The following is a 12386-nucleotide window of genomic DNA, read 5'->3' as shown; positions in this document are numbered from 1 at the left end:
CCAGAAGTGTACTAGTGGTGTTCTTGAACGAACTGTACGCGAAAGGTCACCCGTGATCCGCCACCTCCCGATCCCGCGCGGGCCGTTCGAGCTCGCGGCCGACCTCCACCTGCCCGGGGAGCACGCCACGCCCCGTGCCGTCGTGCTCGCCACGCCCGGCAGCAGCGTCAAGGAGCAGATCGGCGCCAACTACGCGTCCCGCCTCGCCGCCCGCGGCATCACGGCGCTCGTCTTCGACCCCGCCCACCAGGGGCGCAGCGGCGGCGAGCCCCGCGACCTCGAAGACCCGTACCGCCGCGGCGAGGACATCTCCTTCGCGATCGACGCGCTGTCCGCGGTCCCCGGCGTCGATCCGGACCGCATCGGCGTCCTCGGCATCTGCGCCGGCGGCGGCTACGCCGTGCACACCGCCCGCACGGACCACCGGATCAAGGCCGTCGGCACCGTCGTCGCCACCGACATGGGCGAGGCGTTCCGCGGCTTCCAGCCGGACGGGCCGGCCGCCGCCCTCGATGCCCTCGCCGCCGCGCGCACCGAGGAGAACCGCACCGGCGAGCAGACCCGGCTGAACTGGCTGCCCGACACCCTGGAGGAGGCCGGCCCGACCGACCTCGACACGACCCAGGCGATCACCTACTACCGCACCGCGCGCGGCTGGAGCGAGCACTCCACCAACCGCCGCCTGGCCCGCGGCGACGCGCTGCTGCTGGGCTACGACCCGTTCCACCTCGTCGACCCGCTGCTGACCCAGCCGCTGCAGGTCGTGCTCGCCGGCCGCAAGGGCAACACCGGCAGCTACGACGCCGGCCTGCGGCTGTGGAGGGCGGCGCCCAACCCGGTCGACCTCATGGTCGTCGAGGGCGCCGGGCACTACGAGATGTACGACGTGCCCGAGCACGTCGACGCCGCGGTCGACCGGCTGGCCGGCTTCTACGAGACCCACCTCTGACCCCTGCTCCCCGAGTAGCTTCGGGGAGTGACGACCAGAGAAGACTTCCTGACCGCGGCCCGCACCGCGCTCGGCCTCCTGTGCCGCGACGAGGTGGCGAGGAACTGGGACGGGCCGAGCGCACTGCCCGGGTTCGGCGTCAGCGGCCTGGCGGGCCACCTCTCCTACCAGGTGCTGCCGCTGCCGTCGATGCTCTCCGCGCCGGTCGGCGACGAGCCGGTCGTGCCGCTGGCGGAGCACTACGCGCGGGCCGGCTGGACCGACCTCGACGTCGACTCCGACTTCCACACCCGCATCCGCGCGGGCGGCGAGAAGCTCGCCTCGGGCGGCCACGCCGCGCTGTGCGACGAGGTCGGGCGCACCCTCGACGAGCTCGGGAAGTCGTTGCCCGGCAGCGACAACCGGCCCGTGCGGATGCCGCACTGGGGACCGTGGGCGGTGCCGCTCGACGAGTACCTGCTCAGCCGCCTGATGGAGCTCGTCGTGCACTCCGACGACCTCGCGGTGAGCGTCGGCGTGGACACGCCGGAGTTCCCGCGCGCGGTGAACGAGGCGGTGATCGGCCTGCTGACCCGCATGGCGCTCGACAAGCACCGCGCCATCGACCTGGTGCGCGCGCTCAGCCGCAAGGAACGCGCACCGCGGGACATCACCGCGTTCTAACGCTTGCAGACCATCAGCAGGGCGAACTTGCCCGACAACATGATCTCGTCCGCGGCCGTGAACCCACCGGCCTCGAACGACCTGATGGTGCGCTCATCGCGCACGTCCGGCTCCACCACGATCCGCGTGCAGTGCGGGTCCGCCTCGAACAGCGCGTCGGTGAGCCGGGGCAGCAGCGAGCGCACCAGCCCGCGGTCGGTCAGCGCGAGCTCGCCGACCGCGAGGGTCAGGCCCAGGTCGTGCGGGCGCGCCGGGTAGCACTGGGCGAGCGCGTCGCGGGCCGCCCGGTACACCTCGGCGTAGATCACCGGGCGGCCGTGCCAGGCGATCAGCAGCGGCCGCACGTCGTCGCCCGCCAGGTGGTGCGCGAGGCGGCGCTCCCACCGCGGCAGCGACCACGCCCGCCGCCAGAACGCCGCCACGTGCGGCGCCTGGTTCCAGCGGTGCACCAGGTGCAGGTCGTAGCCGTCGGCGCGGGCGAGGCGGGCCCGCCACGGCTCGCCCAGGTCCGGCACCGGGGGCGCCTGCGCCCTGGTGTCCCTGCGGTAGGAGTCCAGGTGCGACACCGGCTTCACGAGGCCTCCTGCGTCACTTCGGGGTTGCCGGGGATCAGGGCGCGAGGCTGCGGTGTCAAGCCCTGTGTGACCGGTATTTCACAGCCTGTGACGGCCGGCGTCAATGAGCATTCCTCACACTCCCGTACGTCGGACGCCATGTCGCAGACCCGGCGCGAACCGGCGGCCCCGCATCGACACGGGCGAGCTCGACGTCGCGCGCGCGTTCCTCGGGTACCAGCGCCACTGCGTGCTCAAGAAGGCCGAAGGCCTCACCGAGGAGCAGCTGCGCCGCCGGCTCGTCGGCAGAGGCACGTCGATCCTCGGCCTCGTCCGGCATCTCGCCGAGACCGAGCGCGGCTGGTTCCGCCACCACCTCGCGGGCGGCGAGCGGCCAGGGGAGGCCGAGCCGGGCGCGACCGTGCCGCTCGACCGGAGCGCCGCGGAGGTGCTCGACGACCACCGCGCCGCGATCGAGGAGAGCGACCGGGCGATCGAGGCCGCTGGCGACCCGGAGGCGTTCCTGGCGATCCCGGTCGACGGCCACCGCATGTCGCTGCGCCGGCTCCTCGCGCACATGACCGCCGAGACCGCCCGGCACGCGGGCAACACCGGCGTCCTGCGCGAGCGGATCGACGGCGCCACCGGCCGCTGAAGATCAACACCCGGTGCCGATCGGCTGGGTGTCGGACCCACCCGGTAACCTCATCCCCAATCCAAGCCAGAACACCGGTTCACCAGGAGGATCCGTGTCGCCAGGGTGGCTCGCCGCCGGTGCCTTCGTGCTGCTCGTGCTGCTGCTGGCGATCCCGGCCTTCAAGGCCGCGCGCTTCTTCGACGAAGCGACGATCGCGATGCGCAAGGCCCACGAGAACACGGACCCGTTGTTCACCGAGGCCAACACGACGCTCACGCACGTGAACACGCAGCTCGAGCGCGTCGACGGCATCACCGCCAACGCGCGCGCCGTCACGGGCAACGTCTCCGCGCTCACCAGCCTGTTCACCGCCACCCTCGGCGGCCCGCTGGTCAAGGCCGCCGCGCTGTCCTACGGCGTGAGCAAGGCCGTCAAGGCGCGCCGCAAGGCCGCCGAGCAGCCCAACAAGCACGCCAAGCGCCGTCCGAGGCGAGGTTCGCGATGAGCCGCCTCTTCTGGTTCGGCCTGGGTGCCGCCGCGGGCCTCTTCGTCGCGAAGAAGGCCGCCGAGGTGACAAAGCAGGCGACTCCCGCCGGCATCGGCGCTAACGTGGGAGAAGGCCTGCGCGAGCTCGCGGGCGCCCTCGGTTCCTTCGGCGCCGAGGTGCGCGCGGGAATGGCCGAACGGGAACAGGAGTTGCACGAGACCGTGGAACGTCAGACGGGATTCACGCCGGGGCGCCGAGCGCCCAGGGCGAACGGCAAGCACTAGTCGTTCGCCTCGTTCGCGTGCCCTGACAACCACCGGCAACACCCCCGAGGACTTCCCGTGCAGACCCACGAGATCATCAAGCGCTTCCGCGAGCACTTCGAGAACGCCGGGCACAAGTACATTCCCAGCGCCTCGCTGCTGCTCGACGACCCCAACCTGCTGTTCGTCAACGCCGGCATGGTGCCGTTCAAGCCGTACTTCCTCGGCGAGGCCCCGCCGCCCGCCCCGCGGATGACGAGCATCCAGAAGTGCGTGCGCACGCCCGACATCGACGAGGTCGGCAAGACCACGCGCCACCTCACGTTCTTCCAGATGGCCGGCAACTTCTCGCTCGGCGACTACTTCAAGGAAGACGCCATCCGACTCGCCTGGGAGCTGATCACCAAGTCCCAGGACGACGGCGGCTACGGCTTCGACCCCGAGCGCATCTGGGTGACGGTCTACGAGACCGACGACGAGGCCATCGAGCTGTGGCAGAAGGTCGCCGGCATGCCGCTGGAGCGCATCCAGCGCCGCGGCGTCGAGGACAACTTCTGGTCCATGGGCGTGCCCGGCCCGTGCGGCCCCTGCTCGGAGATCTACTACGACCGCGGCCCCGCCTACGGCAAGGAGGGCGGCCCGGTCGTCGACGAGGACAGGTACCTGGAGATCTGGAACCTCGTCTTCATGCAGAACATCCGCGGCGAGGGCGGTGCCAAGAAGGACTACCCGGTCCTCGGCGAGCTGCCGTCGAAGAACATCGACACCGGCATGGGCGTCGAGCGCGTCGCCTACCTGCTGCAGGGCGTCGACAACGTCTACGAGACCGACCTCGTCCGCGCCGTCATCAACAAGGCCGAGGAGCTCTCCGGCCGCAAGTACGGCGCCAGCGAGACCGACGACGTCCGCTTCCGCGTCATCGCCGACCACGCCCGCAGCGGCGTGCTGCTGGTCGGCGACGGCGTCACGCCCGGCAACGAGGCCCGCGGCTACGTGCTGCGCCGCCTGCTGCGCCGCATCATCCGCAGCTCGCGCCTGCTGGGTGTGACCGAGCCGGTGCTGCAGACCTTCGCCGAGGTCGTCCGCGACTCGATGGGCGAGGCCTACCCCGAGCTGGTCAGCGGGTTCGCCCGCATCCAGCAGGTGCTCAAGGCCGAGGAGGACACGTTCCTCCGCACGCTCGACTCCGGCTCGCGGATCTTCGAGAACGCCGCCGCCGAGGTGAAGTCCGACGGCCGCGCCACGCTGCCCGGCGACAAGGCCTTCCAGCTGCACGACACCTACGGCTTCCCGATCGACCTGACGCTGGAGATGGCCTCCGAGGCCGGGCTGACGGTCGACGAGGACGGCTTCCGCAAGCTGATGGCCGAGCAGCGCGCCCGCGCCAAGGCCGACGCCGCCGGCAAGAAGACCGGCCACGGCGACCAGTCGGTGTACCGCGAGCTGCTGGAGCAGGGCCCGACCGAGTTCACCGGCTACACCGAGCTCGCCTCCGAGGCCACGCTGCGCGGCATCGTGCTGGGCGGCGCCCGCGTGAAGTCGGCCCGCGAGGGCGACATCGTCGAGGTCGTCCTCGACCGCACGCCGCTCTACGCCGAGTCCGGCGGCCAGGAGTCCGACGCCGGCACGATCGTCACCGGCAACGCCGAGCTCGAGGTGCTCGACGTGCAGAAGGTCGCCCGCAAGCTGTGGGTTCACCAGGTGCGCGTCGTCTCCGGCGAGGTCGCCGAGGGCGAGCAGGTCGAGGCCCGCGTCGACCAGGAGTGGCGCGTCGGCGCCCGGCAGGGCCACTCGGGCACGCACGTCGTGCACGCCGCCCTGCGCCAGGTGCTCGGCCCGTCGGCCCTGCAGAGCGGCTCGTACAACAAGCCCGGCTACCTGCGCCTCGACTTCGCCTGGACCGGTGGCCTGTCCACCGAGGCCAAGTCGGAGATCGAGGAGGTCTCCAACCTGGCCGTGCGCAAGGACCTCCCGGTCGCCGTCGTCTACACGGACATGGCCGGTGCCCAGGACATGGGCGCCGTCGCCCTGTTCGGCGAGACCTACGACGAGACGGTGCGCGTCGTCGAGATCGGCGGCCCCTGGTCGCGTGAGCTCTGCGGTGGCACGCACGTCGAGCACTCGTCGCAGATCGGCCCGATCACGCTGCTCGGCGAGTCGTCCGTCGGCTCCGGCGTGCGCCGCCTGGAGGCCTACGTCGGCATCGAGGCCATGCGGTTCCTCGCCAAGGAACGCGCCATCGTGCAGAACCTCTCCGACATGCTCAAGGTCGGTTCCGAGGGCCTGCCCGAGCGGATCGAGTCGCTCGTCGAGCGCCTGAAGTCCGCCGAGAAGGAGCTCGAGAAGGTCCGCGCCGCCCAGCTGCTCGGCAACGCCGGGTCGCTGGCCGACAAGGCCCTCGACGTCCGCGGTCTCTCGCTCGTGGCCCTGGGCCTCGAAGGCGTGTCGGGCAACGACCTGCGCACGCTCGGTGGCGAGGTCCGCAACCGCCTCGGGAGCAAGCCCGGCGTGGTGGCCCTGTTCTCGGTCGACGGCGACAAGGTGAGCTTCGTGGTCGCCACCACGGCCGCCGCCCGCGACCTGGGGCTCGCCGCCGGCAAGCTCGTCCCGGTGTTCGGCCCGGCCATCGCCGCCCGCGGCGGCGGCAAGCCGGACCTGGCCCAGGGCGGTGGCACCAACCCCGGTGGCGTGCCCGAGGCCATCACGGCCCTCACGAACGAACTGGACAAGGTGCTTGAGCAGCACTGACTCACCCGGTGTCGACGATCCGGGCCTGGGCCGCAGGCTCGGCGTCGACGTCGGATCGGTCCGCGTGGGAATTTCCCTCAGCGATCCGAGTGCGTTCCTGGCGACTCCGCTGGTTACCCTGCAACGTGACGAGAAGCGGGGCTCGGACCTCACCGAGCTCGTACGTCTCGTCGCCGAGCATGACGTGGTCGAGGTCGTCGTCGGCCTGCCCAAGACGCTGGCGGGCAGGCACGGCCCCGCCGCCGAGGCGGCGACCACGTACGCTGCCGCTCTGGCCGCACGGGTCGACCCCGTGCCGGTCAGGTTCAGCGACGAACGGCTGACCACGGTCGTGGTGAGCCGGGTGCTGGCGCAGCGCGGTGTGAAGGGCAAGAAGCAGCGTGCCGTGGTCGACCAGGCCGCCGCTGTCGAGATCCTGCAGTCTTGGCTGGACGCACGGGCACGGTTCCTGGCCGCCCGAAAGGACGAGTAGTGAGCGACGACCTCGGGTTGTTCACCGACCCCGAAGCGGACGAACGCCGTCCGCTCAAGCGCGATCGCGAGCGGGACAAGGCGCGCGCCAAGGCGAAGAAGCGCAAGAAGACGGTCCTGTGGCTCGTCGTGGCCGCGGTCCTCGCCGTGGGCATGGGCGGCGCCTACTACGGCTACCGTGAGCTGCGCGGCATCGGCTCCTACGACGACTTCGCCGGGGCCGGCGAGACCGACGCGATCGTCGAGGTCTCGGACGGCGACGTGGTCAGCAAGATCGCGTCCACCCTGTACGACAACGGCGTCATCGCCTCCGCCCGCGCCTTCACCGAGGCCAGCAAGACCGACGCCCGCGTGACGTCGATCCAGCCGGGCTTCTACCTGATGAAGACGAAGATGTCGGGTCAGGAAGCCGTGGCCCGCATGATCGACCCGAAGACCCGCGTCCCGGCCGTCCAGATCGTCGGCGGCCTGAAGCTCACCGACATCCAGGCCAACGGCAAGACCGTCCCCGGCATCTACTCCCAGCTCGCCGCTGCGAGCTGCACGGAGAAGGACGGCCAGAAGAAGTGCCTGTCCGTGGACGAGATCAAGGCGGCCGCCGAGCAGACCGACCCGGTCGCCCTCGGCGTCCCCGACTGGGCGCTGGCCGACGTGAAGAAGGCCGAGCCGCAGTTCCGCCTCGAGGGCCTGATCATGCGCGGCGTGTACCAGGTCAAGCCGGGCGTCTCCGCCGTCGAGCTGATCCGCAGCATCATCGTCTCGTCCGCGCAGAAGCTGCAGGGCGCGGGCATCCCCGCCGGCACGATGAACACCGGTTTCCGGCCGTACGAGATCCTCGTCATCGCGTCCCTGATCGAGAAGGAAGCGATCGAGCCGGACTTCACCAAGGTCTCGCAGGTCATCTACAACCGCCAGAAGATCGGCATGAAGCTGCAGTTCGACTCCACGGTCAACTACCTGCTGAACCAGCCGCACATCCGGACCTCGGACGAGAACCGGAAGTCGGACAGCCCGTACAACACCTACGAGGCGTTCGGGCTCACCCCGACGCCGATCGGCTCGCCGTCGCAGCAGGCCATCGCCGCGGCGCTCAAGCCGGAGGGCGGCGACATCCTGTTCTTCGTGAAGTGCCAGGAGAACGGCACGTCGTGCTTCTCGACCACGCTCGACGAGCACAACGCGAAGGACCAGAAGGCCCAGAAGGAGGGCGTGTACTAGTGCGCAGGGCGGCGGTGATCGGATCGCCGATCGAGCACTCGCTCTCCCCGGTGCTGCACAACGCCGCGTACGCCGCGCTGGGCCTCGACTGGGAGTACACGCGCCTGGAGTGCGCCGAAGCCGGTGTGCCCGCTCTGGTCTCCTCGCTGGGACCGGAGTGGGCGGGCCTGTCCTGCACGATGCCGACGAAGCGCGCCGCGCTGGCGGTCGCCTCGTCGGTGACGGACCGCGCCGCGGCCGTGGGTGCCGCGAACACGCTGGTGCGCACCGAATCGGGCTGGCACGCCGACTGCACCGATGTGGACGGTGTCGTGGGGGCGTTGCGGGAACAGGGTTTCTCCGGCGGCTCCCACGGTGTCGTGATCGGTGCGGGCGGCACGGCCACGGCCGTCCTGGCCGCGTTCGCCGAGCTGGGCGTGAAGTCGGTTTCCCTGGCGGTGCGGGATCTTTCGCGCGCGAGCGAGGCCGTCGGGACCGCGGCGCGGGTCGGCGTTGAGGTGGACGTGCTCGACCTGTCCGTCGTGGACCTCGCCGTGCTGGCGGGCGCGTCGGACGTGCTGGTGTCGACCGTGCCCGCGCAGGCCACGGTGCCGCTGGCCCCGGCGCTCGCGCGGGCGCCGTACGTGCTGGACGTGATCTACCACCCGTGGCCGACCCCGGTCGCCGCGGCCGTGCAGGAGTCGGGCGCGCGTCTCGCGACCGGCCTGGACATGCTGCTGCACCAGGCGTTCGGGCAGGTGGAGCAGTTCACCGGCATGCCCGCGCCGCAGGACGTGATGCGCGAGGCGCTCGCCGCCGAGCTGGCCCGGCGGGACGGGTGACGTGGAGGTCCCCGGTCTCGGCACCGTCTCCGAAAGCGACTACGGGACGCTGGTGAGCGCACCGGTCCCGGTGCCGCTCTTCGGCGGCCGGTCCCTGCCCTTCGTCCTGGAGGGCTACGAGGACGACGACGCGCCGGAGGAGTTCCACGCCGCCATCGGCACGTTCCTGGCCCTCACCCCCGAAACGCTCACGGCGGCGGCGCCGGCCGCTTTCGCCTACTACAGCGAAATCCTGGAGGCGTTCGGCGAGGGCTTCGACGGCTTCCCGCGCATCGAAGGTCCTGACGAGGTCTGGAACCACGTCACCTTCGACCGCCACGAGGTGTCCGTGCTGCGCGCCGGCGAGGGCACCCCGGTCTACGTCTCCATCGAGTGCGAGTGCTCCTGGGAGGAAGAGCACGGCTTGCAGCTCGTGCTCCGCGAGGGCAGGACCGTGACGAGGGTCGGGCCGTACGACGGCCACCTCACCGACTGAGGACCGCGCCCGTCAGGGACAGTCGAGGTCGGTCGGCGGCACGCCCTCCACCTTCGCGCGGCTCGCGATGGCCGTGCAGTAGAGCTGGAACTGCGCCATCTTCGACAGTTTCAGCATGTCCTCCGGCAGCACGATGACGTTGGAGACGGCGTAGACCCGCGACGACGACGCGGGCACCTCGGTCACCAGGCCGAGCTTCTTCTCCTCGTCGGTCAGGCCGGCGACGAGGAGGTTGATGGCGGTGGCCGTGTCGACGGTGCCGGAGTAGGACCGGGTGCGCCGGACCAGTTCGTCGCCCTGCGCGGACACCAGGTAGACGGTCAGTTCGTGCGACGAGACCGTGGGGGCCTCGCCGCCGGTCAGGACGGGCGTGGGGCGGATGCCGCAGGCGGTGAGGGTCACCAGGGCAAGCGCAAGGTGAAGACCGCTCCGCCCGATGGCGCGCCGGCCGCCTCGATGGTGCCGCCGTGCAGGCGCGCGTTCTCCCATGCGATCGCCAATCCCAGTCCGCTGCCCTCGGAACGGGAGCGGGCCGTGTCTGCCTTGTAGAAGCGGTCGAAGATGTGGGGGAGCGCCTCGGCGGAGATGCCGGGGCCGTGGTCGGACACCTCGATGACGCCGGGCCGCACCTCGACGCGGACCGGGGCGCCGCCGTGCCGCAGCGCGTTGCCGACGAGGTTGGCCACGACGACGTCCAGGCGGCGGCGGTCGACCCTGCCGACGACGCCCTCCGGCAGCACGGCCTCGACCGACGTGGTCCAGCCGCGGGCGGCCAGCGTGTCGCGCACCGCCGTGCCGATGTCCCAGTCGTCGAGCTCGAGCAGGTTGCGGCCCTCGTCGAACCGCGAGATCTCCATCAGGTCGTTGACCAGGCGGGTCAGCTTGCGGGTCTCGGCGGAGACCAGGCGGGCCGCGACGGCGGTGTCGGGCGGCAGCGTGTCGGCGTCCTCGTCCAGCACGGCCGTCACGGCGTTCATCGCGGTCAGCGGGGTGCGCAGCTCGTGCGACACGTCGGCGACGAACCGGCGGGAGGCGGCCTGCGCGGCCTCCAGCTGCTCGGCGGCGCGGTTGAACGTGCGGGCGAGGTCGGAGAGCTCGTCGGAGCCGCGTTCGTCCACGCGGGTGTCGAGCCGCCCCGAACCGAGGGCGCGCGCCGCGGTGCCCAGCCGGCGGACCGGGCGCAGCACGCCGCGCGCGGTGAACAGGGCGAGCCCGAGGGCCAGCGGCAGCACCAGGCTGACACCGACCCAGGCGGCGGTGGAGAAGCTGTTGATGGCGCTCTGCGGCCCGCCCAGGCTCGTCACGGCCCACACCTCGACGCCGGTCCGGCCGCCGCCGGGGTGCAGCAGCGGGATGCCGACGACGACGTACGGCTCGGCCATGTCGGTGCGGCGCTGCCAGAGGACCGTCGCGCTGTCCCGGAGCGCGGTGCGCATCTCGGCCGGGACGAACGACGGGTCGGGACCGCTGCGGGACCGCAGGCCGTCGTAGAGCACGACGCCCTTGCCGCGCAGGAACGACGCGAAGTCGTCGAGGTCCTGCTGCGAGGGCGGCACGGTCAGGCGGGGCGCGTAGTCGCGGACGTCGTCGACGATCGGGTTCATGAAACCGTCCTGCGCGTCCTCCAGCAGCAACGTGCGCGCCGTCGCGTAGGAGGCCCCCGCCGCCGCCACCGCGCCCAGCAGCGTCAGCAGCAGGAACGCGGCCATCAGCCGGGGCCGCAGGCCGCGGAACACCGACCTCATCGCGGGCCGAAGCGGTACCCGAAGCCGCGCACGGTGTGGACGTGGCGCGGCTCGGACGGGACGTCCTCGATCTTGGCGCGCAGCCGCTGGACGCACGCGTCGACCAGGCGGGAGTCGCCGAGGTAGTCGTGCTCCCACACCGCCTCGAGGATCTGCTGGCGGGTCAGCACGCGGCCGGGCGTGCGGGACAGCTCGAGCAGCAGCTTGAGCTCCGTGGGCGTGAGGGCGACCTTGGCGTCGTTCTTCAGCACCTGCAGGCCGGCCCGGTCGATCACCAGCGTGCCGTGCCGCTCGACGTTCGACGGCTCGGAGACGGTCCGGCGCAGCACCGCGCGGATGCGGGCCTCCAGCACGCGCGGCTCGACCGGCTTCACCACGTAGTCGTCCGCGCCCGCCTCCAGGCCCGCGACCACGTCGAAGTCGTCGCCGCGGGCGGTGAGCATGATGATCGGCACCTCGGCCTGCACCCGCATCCGGCGGCACGTCTCGAAGCCGTCGATGCCGGGCAGCATGATGTCCAGGACGACGATGTCGGGACGGGACTCGCGCAGCCGGTCGACGCCTTCCTCACCTGTTCCCGCCGCGCGGACGTCGTGCCCCTGGCGGCGCAGCGCCAGCCCGAGTCCCTCACGCACCGACGGGTCGTCCTCGACCAGCAAGACCATCGCCACGAGATCCATTATCCGCGAGGTCATGGCGGCTGTGCCCGATCTGTAGCGCAACCATGACATGGCGTGGACGCTCCCGTAGAGCGGCTCGCGGAATCTCGACCGCATGGCAGGAAGCTTGCTGGGATTCCTCTTCACGTACTTCGCGCTGGTGTGGACGTCGTCCGGGCAGAGCGCGGAGAACGCCGCGCTGCCCGAGCTCTCGCTCCAGCGGTCGTGGGCGTCCGACGTGGACGTGGTGGTCCTCTTCGCCGCGGTCCTCGTGGTCCTCCTCGCGCGCCGGAGGTCGTTCGCGCCGCTGGCCGTGCTCGGCGGTTCGGTGCTGCTCGCGCAGGTGTTGAAGCTCCACGTGCTGGTGCGGCCGCCGCTCGACTACAACGCGGTGCTCGTGCACAACAGCTTCCCGAGCGGGCACACCACGGCTGCCGTCGCGTCGGTGGTCGCGGTGACGATGGCGGTGCCGCGGCGGTTCGCGCTGCTCGTGGCCGTGCCGGGGGCGCTCGGGGCGGGGGCCGTGGCGGCGGAGACGGTGTCGCTCGGCTGGCACCGGTTCAGCGACACGCTCGGCGCGGCGCTGCTGGTCTCGACGCTCGCGTTCCTGGTGCTGCGCCGGTGGACCGCGGGGCTGGTCGTGCCGCCCGTGCTCGCGGCGGGCGGGTGCTGGCTGGTGGTGACGTACCCCGGCGC

The 12386-nt window shown here is 71.6% G+C and carries 15 protein-coding genes; 11 read left to right on the top strand and 4 right to left on the bottom strand.

Annotated elements, in window-relative coordinates:
* Window positions 1–52 precede the first annotated feature (52 nt).
* Complete coding sequence (locus ACFWGZ_RS09370) at window positions 53–949, top strand: alpha/beta hydrolase (protein ID WP_382451004.1); 897 nt, start codon at window positions 53–55, stop codon at window positions 947–949.
* A gap of 27 nt (window positions 950–976) precedes the next feature.
* Window positions 977–1612: a maleylpyruvate isomerase N-terminal domain-containing protein gene (locus ACFWGZ_RS09365; RefSeq protein WP_382451003.1), complete on the top strand. Its 636-nt coding sequence runs from the start codon at window positions 977–979 to the stop codon at window positions 1610–1612.
* Here ACFWGZ_RS09365 and ACFWGZ_RS09360 read toward each other — a convergent pair.
* Entirely contained in the window at window positions 1609–2187 is a 579-nt protein-coding gene (locus ACFWGZ_RS09360) for a GNAT family N-acetyltransferase (protein WP_382451002.1), read from the bottom strand. The two genes, ACFWGZ_RS09365 and ACFWGZ_RS09360, sit on opposite strands and share 4 nt — an antisense overlap.
* 103 nt (window positions 2188–2290) lie before the next feature.
* Between ACFWGZ_RS09360 and ACFWGZ_RS09355 the strand changes: the two genes are divergently transcribed.
* The 8 genes from ACFWGZ_RS09355 to ACFWGZ_RS09320 all read left to right on the top strand — a co-directional run bounded on the left by ACFWGZ_RS09355 (window position 2291) and on the right by ACFWGZ_RS09320 (window position 9286).
* Entirely contained in the window at window positions 2291–2821 is a 531-nt protein-coding gene (locus tag ACFWGZ_RS09355) for a DinB family protein (RefSeq protein WP_382451001.1), read from the top strand.
* A gap of 94 nt (window positions 2822–2915) precedes the next feature.
* Window positions 2916–3308 (top strand): DUF948 domain-containing protein, encoded by a 393-nt coding sequence (locus ACFWGZ_RS09350; protein ID WP_330851618.1) that lies wholly within the window; start codon window positions 2916–2918, stop codon window positions 3306–3308.
* A complete protein-coding gene (locus ACFWGZ_RS09345) occupies window positions 3305–3574 on the top strand; it encodes a hypothetical protein (protein ID WP_382451000.1) in 270 nt (89 codons plus the stop codon). Before ACFWGZ_RS09350 ends, ACFWGZ_RS09345 begins: the two co-directional genes overlap by 4 nt.
* A 57-nt stretch (window positions 3575–3631) precedes the next feature.
* Window positions 3632–6301: an alanine--tRNA ligase gene (gene alaS / locus ACFWGZ_RS09340; protein ID WP_382450999.1), complete on the top strand. Its 2670-nt coding sequence runs from the start codon at window positions 3632–3634 to the stop codon at window positions 6299–6301.
* On the top strand, window positions 6288–6773 hold the full coding sequence (gene ruvX / locus ACFWGZ_RS09335) for a Holliday junction resolvase RuvX (RefSeq protein ID WP_382450998.1): 486 nt from the start codon (window positions 6288–6290) through the stop codon (window positions 6771–6773). Before alaS ends, ruvX begins: the two co-directional genes overlap by 14 nt.
* A complete protein-coding gene (gene mltG / locus ACFWGZ_RS09330; protein ID WP_382450997.1) occupies window positions 6773–7990 on the top strand; it encodes an endolytic transglycosylase MltG in 1218 nt (405 codons plus the stop codon). Before ruvX ends, mltG begins: the two co-directional genes overlap by 1 nt.
* Window positions 7990–8811, top strand: a complete 822-nt coding sequence (locus tag ACFWGZ_RS09325; RefSeq protein ID WP_382450996.1) for a shikimate dehydrogenase — start codon at window positions 7990–7992, stop codon at window positions 8809–8811. The genes mltG and ACFWGZ_RS09325 overlap by 1 nt, the downstream gene beginning before the upstream one ends.
* Before the next feature lies 1 nt (window position 8812).
* Window positions 8813–9286 (top strand): DUF6985 domain-containing protein, encoded by a 474-nt coding sequence (locus tag ACFWGZ_RS09320; protein WP_382450995.1) that lies wholly within the window; start codon window positions 8813–8815, stop codon window positions 9284–9286.
* 12 nt (window positions 9287–9298) lie between these two features.
* On the opposite strand, the gene ACFWGZ_RS09315 is transcribed toward ACFWGZ_RS09320, so the two are convergent.
* Genes ACFWGZ_RS09315 through ACFWGZ_RS09305 form a run of 3 tightly spaced genes read right to left on the bottom strand, consistent with a single transcriptional unit; the run spans window position 9299 to window position 11702 of the window.
* Entirely contained in the window at window positions 9299–9688 is a 390-nt protein-coding gene (locus ACFWGZ_RS09315; RefSeq protein WP_382450994.1) for a hypothetical protein, read from the bottom strand.
* Complete coding sequence (locus ACFWGZ_RS09310; protein ID WP_382450993.1) at window positions 9685–11031, bottom strand: ATP-binding protein; 1347 nt, start codon at window positions 11029–11031, stop codon at window positions 9685–9687. Before ACFWGZ_RS09310 ends, ACFWGZ_RS09315 begins: the two co-directional genes overlap by 4 nt.
* A complete protein-coding gene (locus ACFWGZ_RS09305) occupies window positions 11028–11702 on the bottom strand; it encodes a response regulator (protein WP_382450992.1) in 675 nt (224 codons plus the stop codon). Before ACFWGZ_RS09305 ends, ACFWGZ_RS09310 begins: the two co-directional genes overlap by 4 nt.
* Before the next feature lie 103 nt (window positions 11703–11805).
* Here ACFWGZ_RS09305 and ACFWGZ_RS09300 point away from each other — a divergent pair.
* Window positions 11806–12386: phosphatase PAP2 family protein (locus ACFWGZ_RS09300; RefSeq protein WP_382450991.1), on the top strand; the 581-nt coding region annotated here is incomplete at its 3' end.

Origin of the sequence: Lentzea sp. NPDC060358 (genome assembly GCF_042725365.1) — a bacterium.
GTDB lineage: Bacteria > Actinomycetota > Actinomycetes > Mycobacteriales > Pseudonocardiaceae > Lentzea.
The sequence above is the reverse complement of the archived record's forward strand: the minus strand, read 5'-3'. Positions and strand labels throughout refer to the sequence as shown.